The sequence below is a fragment of the Erwinia sp. genome, assembly GCF_049696395.1.
Taxonomy (GTDB): Bacteria; Pseudomonadota; Gammaproteobacteria; order Enterobacterales; family Enterobacteriaceae; genus Erwinia.
Genome location: NZ_JBAVTT010000038.1, coordinates 24,413 through 38,952 on the forward strand (window position 1 = coordinate 24,413; position 14,540 = coordinate 38,952).

15 protein-coding genes and 1 other annotated feature are annotated in these 14,540 nt (G+C 51.5%); of the genes, 8 read left to right on the forward strand and 7 right to left on the reverse strand.

The features are described 5' to 3' along the window. The first annotated feature begins 14 nt into the window (after positions 1–14). From rimM to rplS, 3 genes are all read left to right on the forward strand, one after another. Positions 15–563: a ribosome maturation factor RimM gene (rimM, locus tag WCC56_RS05500; protein ID WP_424691406.1), complete on the forward strand. Its 549-nt coding sequence runs from the start codon at positions 15–17 to the stop codon at positions 561–563. Between the two features lie 17 nt (positions 564–580). After that, the gene (trmD, locus tag WCC56_RS05505; RefSeq protein WP_424691407.1) at positions 581–1,336 is read left to right on the forward strand and encodes a tRNA (guanosine(37)-N1)-methyltransferase TrmD; all 756 of its coding nucleotides are present in this window, start codon (positions 581–583) and stop codon (positions 1,334–1,336) included. Positions 1,337–1,414: 78 nt separating this feature from the next. After that, positions 1,415–1,777 (forward strand): 50S ribosomal protein L19, encoded by a 363-nt coding sequence (gene rplS / locus WCC56_RS05510; RefSeq protein WP_424691408.1) that lies wholly within the window; start codon positions 1,415–1,417, stop codon positions 1,775–1,777. A gap of 61 nt (positions 1,778–1,838) precedes the next feature. Here rplS and WCC56_RS05515 read toward each other — a convergent pair whose 3' ends face one another. After that, the gene (locus WCC56_RS05515) at positions 1,839–2,354 is read right to left on the reverse strand and encodes a GNAT family N-acetyltransferase (RefSeq protein WP_424691409.1); all 516 of its coding nucleotides are present in this window, start codon (positions 2,352–2,354) and stop codon (positions 1,839–1,841) included. A gap of 381 nt (positions 2,355–2,735) precedes the next feature. Between WCC56_RS05515 and WCC56_RS05520 the strand changes: the two genes are divergently transcribed. After that, positions 2,736–3,815: a 3-deoxy-7-phosphoheptulonate synthase gene (locus WCC56_RS05520; protein WP_424691410.1), complete on the forward strand. Its 1,080-nt coding sequence runs from the start codon at positions 2,736–2,738 to the stop codon at positions 3,813–3,815. 2 nt (positions 3,816–3,817) lie between these two features. Next, positions 3,818–4,939 (forward strand): bifunctional chorismate mutase/prephenate dehydrogenase, encoded by a 1,122-nt coding sequence (tyrA, locus tag WCC56_RS05525; protein ID WP_424691411.1) that lies wholly within the window; start codon positions 3,818–3,820, stop codon positions 4,937–4,939. Positions 4,940–4,971: 32 nt separating this feature from the next. On the opposite strand, the gene WCC56_RS05530 is transcribed toward tyrA, so the two are convergent. The 6 genes from WCC56_RS05530 to bamD form a co-directional block, all read right to left on the reverse strand. Next, entirely contained in the window at positions 4,972–5,691 is a 720-nt protein-coding gene (locus WCC56_RS05530) for a substrate-binding domain-containing protein (protein WP_424691412.1), read from the reverse strand. Next, entirely contained in the window at positions 5,691–6,743 is a 1,053-nt protein-coding gene (locus tag WCC56_RS05535) for an ABC transporter substrate-binding protein (RefSeq protein WP_424691413.1), read from the reverse strand. The genes WCC56_RS05530 and WCC56_RS05535 overlap by 1 nt, the downstream gene beginning before the upstream one ends. A 131-nt stretch (positions 6,744–6,874) precedes the next feature. After that, complete coding sequence (pheA, locus tag WCC56_RS05540) at positions 6,875–8,035, reverse strand: bifunctional chorismate mutase/prephenate dehydratase (protein WP_424691414.1); 1,161 nt, start codon at positions 8,033–8,035, stop codon at positions 6,875–6,877. Positions 8,036–8,058: 23 nt separating this feature from the next. Continuing rightward, positions 8,059–8,184: a sequence feature (Phe leader region), on the reverse strand. Next, entirely contained in the window at positions 8,136–8,183 is a 48-nt protein-coding gene (locus WCC56_RS05545) for a hypothetical protein (protein ID WP_424691420.1), read from the reverse strand. Its footprint overlaps the feature before it by 48 nt. 97 nt (positions 8,185–8,281) lie before the next feature. Beyond that, positions 8,282–8,614 (reverse strand): ribosome-associated translation inhibitor RaiA, encoded by a 333-nt coding sequence (gene raiA / locus WCC56_RS05550; protein ID WP_424691415.1) that lies wholly within the window; start codon positions 8,612–8,614, stop codon positions 8,282–8,284. Between the two features lie 270 nt (positions 8,615–8,884). Then, on the reverse strand, positions 8,885–9,616 hold the full coding sequence (gene bamD, locus WCC56_RS05555; RefSeq protein ID WP_338557645.1) for an outer membrane protein assembly factor BamD: 732 nt from the start codon (positions 9,614–9,616) through the stop codon (positions 8,885–8,887). Between the two features lie 132 nt (positions 9,617–9,748). On the opposite strand from bamD, the gene rluD reads away from it, so the two are divergent. The 3 genes from rluD (at position 9,749) to clpB (ending at position 14,153) form a co-directional block, all read left to right on the forward strand. After that, complete coding sequence (rluD, locus tag WCC56_RS05560; RefSeq protein WP_424691416.1) at positions 9,749–10,726, forward strand: 23S rRNA pseudouridine(1911/1915/1917) synthase RluD; 978 nt, start codon at positions 9,749–9,751, stop codon at positions 10,724–10,726. After that, on the forward strand, positions 10,726–11,454 hold the full coding sequence (gene yfiH, locus WCC56_RS05565; RefSeq protein WP_424691417.1) for a purine nucleoside phosphorylase YfiH: 729 nt from the start codon (positions 10,726–10,728) through the stop codon (positions 11,452–11,454). The genes rluD and yfiH overlap by 1 nt, the downstream gene beginning before the upstream one ends. Positions 11,455–11,579: 125 nt before the next feature. Then, the gene (clpB, locus tag WCC56_RS05570) at positions 11,580–14,153 is read left to right on the forward strand and encodes an ATP-dependent chaperone ClpB (protein ID WP_424691418.1); all 2,574 of its coding nucleotides are present in this window, start codon (positions 11,580–11,582) and stop codon (positions 14,151–14,153) included. The last annotated feature ends 387 nt before the right edge of the window (positions 14,154–14,540 follow it).

Sequence of the window (14,540 nt, forward strand, 5' to 3'; positions counted from 1 at the left end):
TCACGGTGGTCAACATGAGCAAGCAACTCGCCGCGCGGTCTCCAGCTAACCCGTTAATTCTGGGGAAGATGGGATCAGCCTACGGTATCCGTGGTTGGCTCAAAGTGTTTTCCTCCACCGAAGATGCCGAAAGCATTTTTGACTATCAGCCGTGGTATATCCAACGTGCGGGTCAATGGCAGCTTGTCGAGCTGGAAGGCTGGAAGCGCCACAATCAGGACATGATCATCAAAGTCAAAGGCATTGACGATCGTGATACTGCCGGTCTGCTGACTAATTGCGAAATTGTCGTGGACTCCGAGCAGTTGCCGGAACTGGAAGGCGGTGACTATTACTGGAAAGACCTTATCGGTTGCCAGGTCGTCACCACAGAAGGTTATGAACTGGGTAAAGTCACTGAGTTGATGGAAACCGGTTCGAACGACGTTCTCGTCGTACAGGCAAACCTGAAGGATGCATTCGGTGCGAAGGAACGGCTAATTCCGTTCCTTGATGGACAGGTTATCAAGAATGTCGATCTCACTACCGGCACCATTGAAGTAGATTGGGATCCTGGTTTTTGAGCTCCGGACAAGACGGTATGACTCCAGCTTCATCGCTGTGGATTGGCGTTATCAGCCTGTTCCCTGAGATGTTCAGCGCGATTACCGATTACGGAGTAACTGGCCGGGCAGTAAAAAATGGCCTGCTCAGCATCCAGAGTTGGAGTCCTCGTGACTTCGCTCATGACCGGCACCGTACCGTGGACGAACGTCCATTCGGCGGCGGACCGGGGATGCTAATGATGGTTCAACCCTTAAGGGATGCCATCCACGCAGCAAAAGCGGCGGCAGGAGAAGGCGCTAAGGTGATTTATCTTTCACCTCAGGGTCGCAAACTCGATCAAGATGGGGTTTGCGAACTGGCGACCAACCAGAAACTTATTCTGGTGTGTGGTCGTTATGAAGGGATTGATGAGCGCGTAATCAAAACCGAAATCGATGAAGAATGGTCGATTGGCGATTACGTTCTCAGTGGTGGGGAGCTACCAGCCATGACGCTGATTGATTCAGTCGCCCGGTTTATTCCCGGCGTACTGGGCAAGCAGGCGTCAGCCGATGAAGATTCGTTTTCAAACGGTTTGCTGGATTGTCCGCACTACACCCGACCTGAAGTATTAGAAGGGATGGAGGTTCCGCCAGTTCTGCTGTCGGGCAACCATGCTGAAATCCGCCGGTGGCGCCTGAAACAGTCGCTGGGCCGTACCTGGCTAAGAAGACCTGAACTTCTGGAAAACCTGGCTCTGACTGAAGAGCAAGCAAAGTTGCTGAAGGAGTTCCAAAAGGAGCTTCGCTAAGCAACATAACGATGATGGGCATGCACGGCAAACGCCGCGCGCCTGAATATCAGTTTACCCAGGATAAGAGATTTAATTATGAGCAACATTATTAAGCAAATTGAAGAAGAGCAGATGAAACAGGACGTACCTTCATTCCGTCCGGGTGATTCCGTGGAAGTGAAAGTATGGGTCGTTGAAGGTTCTAAGAAACGTCTGCAGGCATTCGAGGGCGTGGTTATCGCTATTCGTAACCGCGGTCTGCACTCTGCATTCACTGTTCGTAAAATTTCTAACGGCGAAGGTGTTGAGCGTGTATTCCAGACTCACTCACCAGTTATCGACAGCATTGCTGTGAAACGTCGTGGCGCCGTGCGTCAGGCTAAACTGTACTATCTGCGTGAGCGTACTGGTAAGTCTGCACGTATCAAAGAACGTTTGGGCGCTAAAGCAACTTCTTAAGTTAATAGCGAACAAGGGGCTGACCGAAAGGCGGCCCCTTTTTTTATGCCTGTTATCTGCCTTAGCGATTACGGTGGAAATGGTAGATGGCGGTATTCACCGGGCCATCGTCCAGCACGACCAAACCGTACTTGACCCCGATAAACTCCGCGCCACATTTCGTCGCCACACCGCGGCTGGCCGTGTTCTCTTCTACGGCAAGGATCTCCACAATCTCCCTCTCCGGGCTTTGCCAGGCCAGGTCTACCAGAAACTTGACCGCGAAGCTGGCAATCCCCTGACGCTGTTCACTGCTGCGTACCCAGTAACCGAGGGAGCAATGATTCTTCTGCGTTCTGGAGTAGCGCAAACCAGCGCCGCCAAGTAAGCGTCCATCTTCTGCAAATAATCCCAACTCATTGGCTTCCCCCTTATCCCGCAGCATATGTGAGAGGGTGAACCACTGACGAGCTTCCTCTTCGGTGAATCCTTCATGTGCCCAAAGTAGCCAGGGACGCAGAGTATCCATTGACTCATTTACGGCTTGAGAAAAAGCCTTGGCATCTTCATCGCGGTAGGGGCGTAGCAGGATTTTCATTGCAGATTCTCCTTCAGGGGGATTAATCCTTAGTTATCTTCATCATAGAACGACAGTTGGTCATTTACGAACCTATTTATGCCGTATTTGACGTGGGATAAGGCGGCTGAAAACGCGAAATGAGAGCGGAGAGGGAACAAGTGCCGGTGGTTAAATGTTTTACTGTAAATAAAATGGTACGCTTGTGTTGGTGGGTTGGGTGGTGTAAATTGCATTTATTGCATTGATTTATATGTAATTTATTTTTAATTGTCAGGTAAATTTTTGTTGTGGTAACAAAAGTGTACATAGATGGATTGAGTTTTGTATCGCTTATGATACATTAACGTTCACCCCATAGAGGGCTGACCTACGCATACCGAGAGAAACAGGATGACCATCATGCAAAAAGACGCGCTTAACAATGTCCATATCGCTGGCGAACAAATTCTGATCACACCAGAAGAGTTGAAAAAACAGTTCCCGCTGAATGCAGCCCTGGAAGCACAAATCACCGCTTCCCGCCAGACCATTGCCGATATCACCAGCGGCAAAGATCACCGTCTGTTAGTGGTCTGTGGCCCATGCTCTATTCACGATACTGAAGCCGCTCTGGACTATGCTCGTCAGCTGAAAGGTCTCTCCGATCAACTGAAGGATCAGTTGTATATTGTTATGCGTGTCTATTTTGAAAAACCTCGTACCACCGTTGGCTGGAAAGGCTTGATCAACGATCCGTACATGGATAACTCTTTCGATATGGAAGCGGGTCTGCACATTGCCCGTCGTCTGCTGTTGGATTTAGTTGAAATGGGCCTGCCGCTGGCTACCGAAGCGCTGGATCCTAACAGTCCGCAATACCTTGGCGACCTGTTCAGCTGGTCTGCGATTGGTGCTCGTACGACTGAATCCCAGACTCACCGCGAAATGGCTTCCGGCCTGTCGATGCCGGTTGGTTTTAAAAATGGCACCGATGGCAGCCTGGGCACGGCAATCAACGCCATGCGTGCGGCTTCGATGCCACACCGCTTTGTTGGCATCAACCAGAGTGGCCAGGTTTGCCTGTTGCAGACTCAGGGCAACCCGGATGGACACGTGATCCTGCGTGGGGGCAAAAGCCCGAACTACGGCCCGGAAGATGTCGCTCAGTGTGAAAAAGAGATGCTTCAGGCGGGACTCCGTCCTTCCTTGATGATAGATTGCAGCCATGGCAATTCTAACAAAGATTTTCGTCGTCAGTCCGGTGTGGCTGAATCTGCGGTAGCGCAGATCAAAGACGGCAACCGTTCAATTATGGGCCTGATGCTGGAAAGCAACATTCACGAAGGCAACCAGTCTTCCGAGCAACCGCGCAGCGATATGCGCTACGGTGTTTCCGTGACGGATGCCTGCATCAACTGGGAAACCACGGAAACCTTACTGCGTGATATTCATCAGGATCTGAACGGAGTGCTGGCGGCGCGTCTGTCGCAAGAGGATTAATTATGGTGGCTGAACTGACCGCGCTACGCGATCAAATTGATGAAGTTGATAAAGCGCTGCTCGATCTGCTGGCCAAACGTCTGCACCTCGTCGCTGAAGTCGGCGAGGTAAAGAGCCGTTATGGATTACCCATTTATGTTCCAGAGCGTGAAGCCTCAATGTTGGCTTCACGGCGCAAAGAAGCTGAGCTGCTGGGCGTTCCGCCTGACCTGATTGAAGATATTCTTCGCCGGGTGATGCGTGAATCCTATACCAGTGAAAATGATAAAGGTTTCAAAACGCTGAATCCCGATCTTCGTCCGGTGGTGATTGTTGGTGGCAGAGGGCAGATGGGGCGTCTGTTTGAAAAGATGCTCACGCTGTCTGGCTATCAGGTGAAAATTCTGGATAAAGAAGACTGGGATCAGGCTGACAGTCTGTTTTCTGATGCTGGCATGGTGATCATCAGCGTCCCGATCCATCTTACCGAGCAGGTCATTGCCGGGCTACCGCCGCTGCCTGAGGACTGTATTCTGGTCGATCTGGCTTCGGTTAAAAACAGTCCGTTGCAGGCAATGCTGGCCGCTCACAGTGGTCCGGTATTAGGCCTCCACCCAATGTTTGGCCCGGACAGCGGTAGCCTTGCCAAGCAGTTGGTGGTTTGGTGTGATGGCCGTCAGCCCGAAGCCTATCAATGGTTACTGGAGCAGATTCAGGTCTGGGGTGCGCGTTTACACCGTATCAGCGCGGTGGAACACGATCAGAACATGGCCTTTATTCAGGCACTGCGTCACTTTGCCACCTTCGCTTACGGTTTACATCTGGCTGAAGAGAATGTGCAGCTTGAGCAGCTACTGGCGCTCTCCTCGCCAATTTACCGGCTGGAGCTGGCGATGGTGGGCAGACTGTTTGCTCAGGACCCGCAGCTGTATGCAGACATTATTATGTCTTCAGAGAACAATCTGGCGCTAATCAAACGCTACTATCAGCGATTTGGTGAAGCTATCAAGCTGCTGGAGCAGGGTGATAAGCAGGCGTTTATCACCAGCTTCCGCAAAGTGGAACACTGGTTTGGCGATTATGCCCAACGCTTCATGCTGGAAAGCCGCACGCTGCTGCGTCAGGCGAATGACAGCCGACCGTAATCTCTGAGAAAAAGGCCGGAAACGGCCTTTTTCTATTCACTGCAAAACCCCGCCGCTTTAAATATCTGCTTAGCCTTTGCCGACAGTAAAAATGCTGCCAGCGGCCTCGCGCTTTCCTGGCATAAAGCAAATCCGTACTCAGCCTTAATTTGCCAGGGCGCAGGAATGGCAATGGTCACCACTTCTCCTCCAGCCTTCAGCAATGGCGCGTAGCTCTGGTAGCCAATAAACATCTCAGCTTGTCCACTGCTCAGTAGCCAGCTGGCGGCCAGCTCTCCGGGTGGAATGGCTGCACTTTGCGGCCCACCTACCAGCGTCATTGCTCGCTTTTTTAGTGCGTTACCTTTTCCAGGATGAGTCGCTTCAATGCGTTCAAACAGTTGCCAGGTATAGTCACCAGACGGATCGCTTAACGGCGTGGACGTAGCCAGGCGCAAGGTCGGGTCCAGCAGCAGATCCAACCAGTCTCGACCTTCAGCAGCCAGCTTAGTGGTTACGCTCAGGCAGAGTTTATTGTGGGTGAACAGGCCGATGTCCAACGCGCTTCCTTTGTTAACTAAGCTTTGTGGATGGGCTGAGTTGGCAGAAGCAAACAGATCGCAACGTTCGCCTTGTTCAATGCGCTGCAGAAGCAGGCCTGCAGGGCCGAAATCAGTCGTTACGGTAACGCCACTTTCCCGTTCGAATGCAGAAATTAGTGTTGGCCAGACGACCCGCAGGCTGCCTGCCGCTAATACCTTTATCCTGCTCATCAGTTGCTGCCCACATAGTGAGTTCGGTAGAAACGTTGATACCAGCTGTCTGCCCTCTTCTGCATATCGATATCGCTGAATTTCTCAGGATACAGCTTCTTCGCCATCCACAGTTCACCCAGCGCCAGCGCTTCCGGCATTGGGTAACCCCAGGCTTTGGCATACTCAGGCATCAGATACACGCGATGATTCCTGACGGCGTCAACGGCCCGCCAGGCTGGCTGCTGATTGATCTCATCGATTACCTTTGGATAACGGTCCTGCACAAAGATAACCTGCGGGTTCCAGGCGATGATTTGCTCCATCGAAACCTGTTTATAGCCCTTGACCGTGGAGGCAGCCACATTCAATGCGCCAGCATGAGCCATCATCAAACCGGTGTACTTTCCTGAGCCATAAGTAGTCAGGTCTGGATTGGCCAGATAAGCGCGGATGCGGCGATCGGCAGGGAGGTCTTTCAGTCGATTCGCCGTTTGCTGGCGTTCGTCAAAGGTCGCTTTGATCAAGGCTTCAGCCTGCTGCTGATGATTCACCACTTCGCCGATCAATTTGATCCCTTCCTTCAATCCCTGGTTATAAGCCTGATCTTCATTCAGTAATTCAGGGTTAAGTTTGTCCTGTTGTTTCCCATCGCCACTACGCAGTGAAATTGCAATCACTGCCATGCCGAGGTTTTGAATCTGATCGATCATCTCTTTTGGCGCGTAGTTGGTGACAAAAACCACCTGTGGGTGAAGCGCGACCAGTTTTTCCACATCAACATGCGTTAAATCGCCCAGTGCAGGAATGCTGTTCAGTTGGGGAACAAGACGTTCATAGCCGTCTCCCAACTGCTGTTTCCAGTTACCCAGAATGCCTACGAGGGTGTTAGTCGCGTCCAGCTGAACCAGCAGGTTCAGCGTCTGATGTTGCAGAACCACCACGCGATCAACCTGATCCGGGATAGTAACCTGTCGACCTAACTGATCGGTGACCTGACGGGAAGCCTGGGAACAAAAAGGGAGAAGGGTAAGTAAAACGGTGAGAGCAGCAGTCTTGAAAGCGCGCAACATGGAGGATCCCTGAGTGACGTTATATAAAACATGATATAGCGTACGGTCGAAAGGGGGAAATGATTCTGCGCAAACAAAGGGAAGATGGCTCAGCCGTCGGTGAGACGGCTGAGGGACAAAACGTTAAAGGCTTATTCAGGTTCCACCGGGATGACGTTTTCGCTTGGATAGCAGCCAAGTACTTTCAGGGAGCGGGTAATTGGCGTCAGCTCTTTTAACGCCTGCTGAACTTCATCCGAACGCAGGTTGCCCTGGAAGTCGATATAAAACATCTCTTCCCATGGATTGCCGTTGATTGGACGAGACTCCAGCTTGCTCATCACCAGATTGTGCTGACGAAGAACCAGAAGGGCTTCTACCAGTGCGCCCGCCTGCTGGCCGGTGGCCATAATCAGCGTGGTTTTGGCTGGGACCTGCGGCGTGACTTCTACAGGTTTACGGGCGAGGATAATGAAGCGGGTAATATTTTGCTTCTGATTCGCCAGGTTACGTTCCAGCACCTGAAGCCCATAAAGTTCTCCGCCAGCTTCGCTGCCAATGGCGGCGACTTTTGGCGAATTCATGGCAGCAACCTTTTCCATCGCGGCTGCCGTACTTTCGGTGTACTCAATTTTCCAGTGCGGATAGCGGTTGATGAACTGGCTACACTGCTGGAAAGGCTGCGGATGACTGTAAACCGTTTCAATTTGCTGCAGGTCAGTGCTGCCATTGACCAGCACGCAGTGATCGATCGGGATAGTCATCTCACCAACGATGGAGAGGCTGGTCAGCTGCAACAGGTCATACACATCGTTGATCGAGCCTGAGCTGGTATTTTCAATCGGCAAGACCGCGTAGTCCGCCTGGCCGGTTTCAACCTGATTGAAGATATCCTGGAATTTCAGGCAGCCGCTTTCAATGAACGTCTCGAAGTGGCGCGCTGCGTAATGACGGGCAGCCAGATGAGAGTAGGAACCTTTCGGGCCGAGGAAAGCTACGCGGGCTGATTGAGCGGTGGTCTTGTTAAGGTGCTTTTGTAGTAGAGCTTGCTGAGTCAGCACTGAGTCTTCAATGATCAGCTGAAACAGGCGGGTAATGTAATGTGCATCCAATTTGTGGCCTTTGCCAAGGGTAATCAGATGCTCAAGCAGGTCTCGCTCGCGGTCGATGTCGCGGATAGGGCGATGGGTTGCCATCTTCGCCTTCGCAACCTCAATCGCCAGCGCCCGGCGTTGGGCAAGCATGTTCAGCAGTTGTTCATCCAGCGCGCTGATTTTATCGCGCAGGCCCAGCAGGGGATTCTCAGGGGTCATAATGCTACCTGTCAGATGTTCATAAAAAAAAAGCCTCCCGCTTGGGAGGCTTTGTAGTTCGTCTTCGCATTCATTCTTACACGACGAATTGCCTCCCAAGTCAGGGGAAGGTAAAAAAGAATGCGAAGAAGAACGGCCGTTTTTTCATTGTGGTATCCGGAACTGAAGAGCGTTTAAAGTAACCGCTGCAATTTCTCTCTGTCAATAAAAAACGCGCCCTGGGGCGCGTTATCTTCTTTTTGACGTTTATTCCTGATCGATGACGCTTAGGTCTTTGACACTGGCACTGGCGCGGCGCGCTTCACCTTTGTGCTGAACCTTGTTCAGCTGGCGTTCCAGTTTTCCGATCAGATCGTTGATAGCCGTGTACATATCAGCATGTTTCGCGCTGGCCACCAGAGGGCCATTGGGCGTATTGATCGTGGCATCAGCGACAAATTCCTTCGGCTCCTTTGAAAGAACGATATGGGGTTTTATCAGGTCAGTTTGCCATTTTTCGAGCTTGGCGAGACGGTCTTCGACATGTTGGCGGATAGCCGGAGTGATTTCCATGTGCTTGCTGGTAATGTTCAGAACCATAGTGCTTACCTCTCTGTCATTTCCGTCGAATGTAGGTCCAGCATACCCTGAAAAAGCGGTTAATGCGTGATTCACATCACGTTTTTTTGTCACTTTTTGTCAAGGTGGGAAAATCTGTGAAGTAGGAGGGGAAATGCTTAAATGGGGGTTGTCGGGGCGGTTTTTAGCGGGCATTATTGACTGGATAACTCAGAAGGGAACCGGCCAAATCGCAGGTATTCTGAGCAAAAAAAATGGCAGCCACTGGCTGCCATTTTTCGTTTTCAACGCTTAAGCCTGATTTGCCGCAATCAATTTAGCGACTTTATCCGCTTCGGCTGTTAACTGCAGATGACGGTAAGCATTTTCCATCAGCGGCAGTGCCGTGCGCGTAGCCTGAGTGTCTGGATAATCTTTCATCATTTGCTCAACACGGTTAACTACTGCGACATAAGCCTCACGCTTAGTGTAGAATTGAGCAACGGATAATTCATATTTTGCCAGACGATCTTTCAGATACACCAGACGCTTTCTTGCATCTGTTGCATATTGACTGTTCGGGTAACCGCGCAGCAGCTGAGAGAAGTCATGGAAGGCGTCACGCGCATGCGTCGGATCGCGGTCAGAGCGGTCGATGCCGAAAAAGCCCTGCAGTGCGCTATCGTCCAGCGCCATATCCGTCAGACCACGCATATAAATCACGTAATCAATATTCGGGTGGGTTGGATTCAGACGCATGAAGCGGTCAATTGCGGCCTGCGCCAGCGGCAAATCGGCATTTTTGTAGTAAGCGTAGATCAAGTCTAGCTGAACTTGCTGGGAGTAAGGGCCGAACGGATAGCGGTTATCAAGCGCTTCCAGTTGCGTTATTGCTCCTTTAAAGTTACCGTCCTGCAGTTTTTGCTGGGCTGTGGCATAGATTTCAGCCGGTGGATTGTCAGGTACTGTTTCCTTCGAACCGGAACAACCCGCCAATGCCAGGCTCAACGTGGCTGCAGCCACCAGATATTTCATACGCGTCATGACGATTTGATTATCCTCAGAGTGTTATTCAGGAAGCTGTCCGTGTAGCTCCCGATAGTGACCAGGTACAATAGCACATTATATTAAACGGCATCGCCGTGAAAACCCAACGTTAACGAAGAAGCTGTTTATATGGCACAACAAGTAAAACTCAACGCAACGGTATCCGAATCGCAACTCGGACAACGCTTAGATCAGGCTTTGGCCGAATTGTTCCCTGATTATTCTCGATCTCGCATAAAAGAGTGGATTCTCGACCGTCGCGTCACCGTCAATGGCGTAATCATCGACAAACCGAAAGAAAAAGTGCTCGGTAGCGAACAAATCGCTATTGATGCCGAAATTGAAGAAGAAGCACGCTGGGAAGCGCAGGACATTCCTTTAGACATCGTTTATGAAGATGAAGATATTCTGGTCATCAACAAACCACGCGGTCTGGTTGTCCATCCTGGTGCCGGTAATCCTGATGGAACCGTGCTGAATGCCCTGCTGCATCACTTCCCGGCCATCGCTGACGTGCCACGTGCTGGTATTGTTCATCGTCTCGATAAAGACACAACGGGTCTGATGGTCGTGGCGAAAACCGTTCCTGCGCAAACGCATCTGGTGGAATCTTTGCAGTTAAGAGAAATCACCCGCGAATATGAAGCGGTTGCTATCGGTAAAATGACGGCTGGCGGCACGGTTGACGAGCCTATCAGCCGTCACTCCACCAAGCGTACGCATATGGCCGTTCACCCTACGGGTAAACCAGCCACCACGCATTACCGCATCATGGAACATTTCCGGGTACATACGCGTTTGCGTCTGCGTCTGGAAACAGGCCGTACTCACCAGATCCGTGTGCATATGGCGCACATTAACCATCCGCTGGTGGGCGATCAGTTATACGGTGGCCGTCCACGTCCGCCGAAAGGGGCGTCTGAATCCTTTATTGCTATGTTGCGTAAGTTTGATCGTCAGGCTCTGCATGCCACCATGCTGCGCCTGTACCATCCGATCAGCGGCATAGAAATGGAATGGCATGCGCCGTTACCTCAGGATATGGTCGACTTGATTGCAGAGATGAAAGCGGATACCGCCGAGTTCAAGGATCAGTTGGACTGGTAATGAGCCTGATCACGCCTGACTGGACGCGGCCTGCCAATGTGCGGGCATGCAGCTCAACCCGAACGGGTGGCGTAAGCTGCCCGCCGTGGAACTCACTGAATCTTGGCGCGCACGTGGGGGATAATTCTCTGCATGTGCAGACTAATCGTCAGCGTCTGGTTGATCTGGGCGAGCTGCCTGCAATGCCAGTCTGGCTTGAACAAGTTCACGGTACTGAAGTGCTTCACCTGACGGGCGACCAACCGGGCTCTTTGCGGGCTGATGCTGTTTATACTCGTCAGCGCGGAGTGCCTTGTGCGGTGATGACAGCAGATTGTTTGCCGGTTCTTTTTTGTTCTTCAGACGGCAAAGAAGTGGCGGCGGCACATGCAGGCTGGCGAGGTCTTTGCCAGGGTGTATTGGAATCAACGCTGGCAGCTTTTATTGCCCCACCTGAAGAGATACAAGTCTGGCTTGGTCCGGCTATCGGGCCAGCGGCTTTTGAGGTGGGTCCTGAGGTTCGGGATGCCTTTTTAGCGCAAAAAATGCACAGTGGCGGGGCTTTCCGGCCTGTCGGTGAAAAATATTATGCGGATATTTGGCAACTTGCCAGAGAGCGTTTAGTCTGCAGCGGAGTGCGCCACATCACGGGTGGCGGGCTTTGTACCCTTTCTAATCCAACCGAATTCTTCTCCTTTCGACGCGATGGCGTCACCGGCCGTCTGGCAAGTTTGATCTGGCTGATATAACCTAGCGCCATAAGACGGTCCAGATTGATGTATATTTCACCAAAATATTTGGGTCATTAAACTTGAAAATTTGAGGGATGACCTCATTTAATCTCCAGTAGCAATTTGACCTGAATGGGGGAATTATGCGTCTGGATCGTCTTACTAACAAATTCCAGCTTGCTCTCGCCGATGCCCAGTCTTTAGCCCTGGGTCGCGACAATCAATTTATCGAACCTCTCCACTTAATGAGTGCATTACTGACTCAGGAAGGCGGATCCGTTCGTCCTTTACTTACCACAGCCGGTGTTGATACCGCTGCTCTGCGCAGCAGTGTTGAACAGGCTATTGGCCGTCTGCCACAGGTGGAAGGAACGGAGGGCGATGTTCAGCCTTCGGCGGACCTGGTTCGTGTTCTGAATCTTTGTGACAAGCTGGCTCAAAAACGTGCTGATAATTTCATTTCATCCGAACTGTTTGTTCTGGCTGCTCTTGAGTCGCGCGGTTCGCTGGCCGATCTTCTGAAATCTGCTGGCGTGACTGGCGACAAACTGAGCAAGGCAATTGACCAAATGCGTGGAGGCGAAAACGTGAACGATCAAGGGGCTGAAGATCAGCGCCAGGCACTGAATAAATACACCATCGACCTGACCGAGCGTGCTGAGTCCGGCAAACTGGACCCAGTGATTGGGCGTGACGAAGAGATCCGTCGCACCATTCAGGTTCTGCAACGCCGTACCAAAAACAACCCGGTTCTGATCGGTGAACCTGGCGTGGGTAAAACCGCTATTGTCGAAGGGCTTGCCCAGCGAATCATTAATGGAGAAGTGCCTGAAGGTCTGAAAGGGCGCCGGGTGCTTTCTCTTGATATGGGTGCGCTGGTGGCCGGTGCGAAATATCGCGGTGAGTTCGAAGAGCGTCTGAAAGCCGTGCTGAATGACCTCTCTAAACAGGAAGGCAATGTCATTCTGTTTATTGATGAACTGCATACCATGGTTGGCGCAGGTAAAGCAGACGGCGCGATGGATGCCGGCAACATGTTGAAGCCTGCTCTGGCTCGTGGTGAACTTCACTGTGTGGGTGCGACTACTCTTGATGAGTATCGTCAGTATATTGAAAAAGATGCTGCTCTGGAGCGCCGCTTCCAGAAAGTGTTTGTGGCTGAGCCAACAGTAGAAGATACCATTGCGATCCTGCGTGGTTTGAAAGAGCGTTATGAGCTTCACCACCATGTGCAGATTACCGATCCGGCAATCGTGGCTGCGGCAACGTTGTCTCATCGTTATATTGCAGACCGCCAGTTGCCCGATAAAGCTATCGACCTGATTGATGAAGCGGGTTCCAGTATTCGTATGCAGATTGATTCGAAACCTGAATCTCTGGATCGTCTGGACCGCCGTATCATCCAGCTGAAGCTGGAGCAGCAGGCTCTGAAGAAAGAGACGGACGATGCCAGCCTCAAACGGCTCTCTATGCTGGAAGATGAGCTGAACCAGAAAGAGCGTGAGTACTCTGAGCTGGAAGAAGAGTGGAAATCTGAGAAGGCTTCTCTTTCTGGCACTCAGACTATTAAAGCCGAGTTGGAACAGGCGAAGCTGGCGATGGAGCAGGCTCGACGTCTTGGCGATCTGGCGCAGATGTCTGAACTGCAGTACGGGAAAATCCCTGAGCTGGAAAAACAGCTGGCTTTGGCAACGCAGTCGGAAGGCAAAACCATGCGACTGTTGCGTAATCGCGTGACCGAAGTTGAAATTGCCGATGTGCTGGCTCGCTGGACCGGGATCCCTGTCGACAGGATGATGGAAGGGGAGCGGGATAAGTTACTGCGTATGGAGCAGGATCTGCATAAGCGCGTGATTGGACAGAATGAAGCTGTCGAAGCGGTATCGAATGCTATCCGCCGTAGTCGTGCTGGTCTGGCCGATCCAAATCGCCCGATTGGTTCGTTCCTGTTCCTGGGCCCGACAGGTGTGGGTAAAACCGAGCTGTGCAAAGCGCTGGCTAACTTTATGTTCGACAGTGACGATGCGATGGTGCGCCTCGATATGTCTGAGTTTATGGAGAAGCACTCGGTCTCACGTCTGGTTGGTGCGCCTCCAGGTTATGTCGGATATGAAGAGGGTGGTTACCTGACTGAAGCAGTACGTCGCCGGCCATACTCTGTGATCCTGCTGGATGAAGTGGAGAAGGCGCACCCTGATGTCTTCAACATCTTATTGCAGGTTCTGGATGATGGACGTCTGACGGATGGGCAGGGTAGAACGGTCGACTTCCGTAATACGGTGGTGATCATGACTTCTAACCTGGGCTCAGATCTGATTCAGGAACGGTTTGGCGCGCTAAGCTATCCGGAAATGAAAGAGGTAGTCATGACGGTTGTAGGTCAGCACTTCCGTCCGGAGTTCATTAACCGTATAGATGAGCTGGTGGTCTTCCATCCGTTGGGTGAGCAGCACATTGCTTCTATAGCCAAGATTCAGCTGCAGCGGCTGTACGATCGGTTGGCCGATCGCGGATACGAGTTACATCTCTCTGATGCCGCGCTGCATATGCTGGCTGAAAATGGTTATGACCCGGTATACGGAGCTCGTCCGCTGAAGCGTGCTATTCAGCAGCAGATCGAGAACCCGCTGGCGCAGCAGATACTGTCTGGTGCACTGGTTCCGGGTAAAACGATCGAAATGGACGTAAAAGAAGGAGCCATTGTGGCTCAGCAGTAATAGCTGTCGTAAACAAAAATGGGCCTTCGGGCCCATTTTTGTTTAATAAGTAGTCATAAAAGCTCGTAATTCGTCGGTTTGGCATAAAAAGTGAGCAGTTGAATGTTTTTTTGCAATTAGCCCTTGTCAGTTCCCAGAAATTCCCTATACTGCGCCTCCACTGACACGGAACAACGGCTTACGAGTCACCGGGTCAGAGGTTCAGGAAGCTGAATCGCCAGAGAAAAACTTCCCAAAAAGATGTTGACTCTGAAGGAGGGAAGCGTAATATACGCCACCTCGCAGTAAGGCGCTAAGGCACTTACCGCAACGCTCTTTAACAATTTATCAGACAATCTGTGTGGGCACTCGCAGGATTGATATCAACGTCTCCGGACGTAAAAAATA

What these genes read in the sequence shown, in the direction of transcription:
- WCC56_RS05530 (WP_424691412.1), bottom strand. Translation starts at nt 5,691, where the DNA reads ATGAGCAGGATAAAGGTATTAGCGGCAGGCAGCCTGCGGGTCGTCTGG.
- rluD (WP_424691416.1), top strand. Translation starts at nt 9,749, where the DNA reads ATGGCACAACAAGTAAAACTCAACGCAACGGTATCCGAATCGCAACTC.
- pheA (WP_424691414.1), bottom strand. Translation starts at nt 8,035, where the DNA reads ATGACCCCTGAGAATCCCCTGCTGGGCCTGCGCGATAAAATCAGCGCG.
- bamD (WP_338557645.1), bottom strand. Translation starts at nt 9,616, where the DNA reads ATGACGCGTATGAAATATCTGGTGGCTGCAGCCACGTTGAGCCTGGCA.
- trmD (WP_424691407.1), top strand. Translation starts at nt 581, where the DNA reads ATGACTCCAGCTTCATCGCTGTGGATTGGCGTTATCAGCCTGTTCCCT.
- WCC56_RS05515 (WP_424691409.1), bottom strand. Translation starts at nt 2,354, where the DNA reads ATGAAAATCCTGCTACGCCCCTACCGCGATGAAGATGCCAAGGCTTTT.
- raiA (WP_424691415.1), bottom strand. Translation starts at nt 8,614, where the DNA reads ATGGTTCTGAACATTACCAGCAAGCACATGGAAATCACTCCGGCTATC.
- clpB (WP_424691418.1), top strand. Translation starts at nt 11,580, where the DNA reads ATGCGTCTGGATCGTCTTACTAACAAATTCCAGCTTGCTCTCGCCGAT.
- WCC56_RS05520 (WP_424691410.1), top strand. Translation starts at nt 2,736, where the DNA reads ATGCAAAAAGACGCGCTTAACAATGTCCATATCGCTGGCGAACAAATT.
- rplS (WP_424691408.1), top strand. Translation starts at nt 1,415, where the DNA reads ATGAGCAACATTATTAAGCAAATTGAAGAAGAGCAGATGAAACAGGAC.
- tyrA (WP_424691411.1), top strand. Translation starts at nt 3,818, where the DNA reads ATGGTGGCTGAACTGACCGCGCTACGCGATCAAATTGATGAAGTTGAT.
- WCC56_RS05535 (WP_424691413.1), bottom strand. Translation starts at nt 6,743, where the DNA reads ATGTTGCGCGCTTTCAAGACTGCTGCTCTCACCGTTTTACTTACCCTT.
- rimM (WP_424691406.1), top strand. Translation starts at nt 15, where the DNA reads ATGAGCAAGCAACTCGCCGCGCGGTCTCCAGCTAACCCGTTAATTCTG.
- yfiH (WP_424691417.1), top strand. Translation starts at nt 10,726, where the DNA reads ATGAGCCTGATCACGCCTGACTGGACGCGGCCTGCCAATGTGCGGGCA.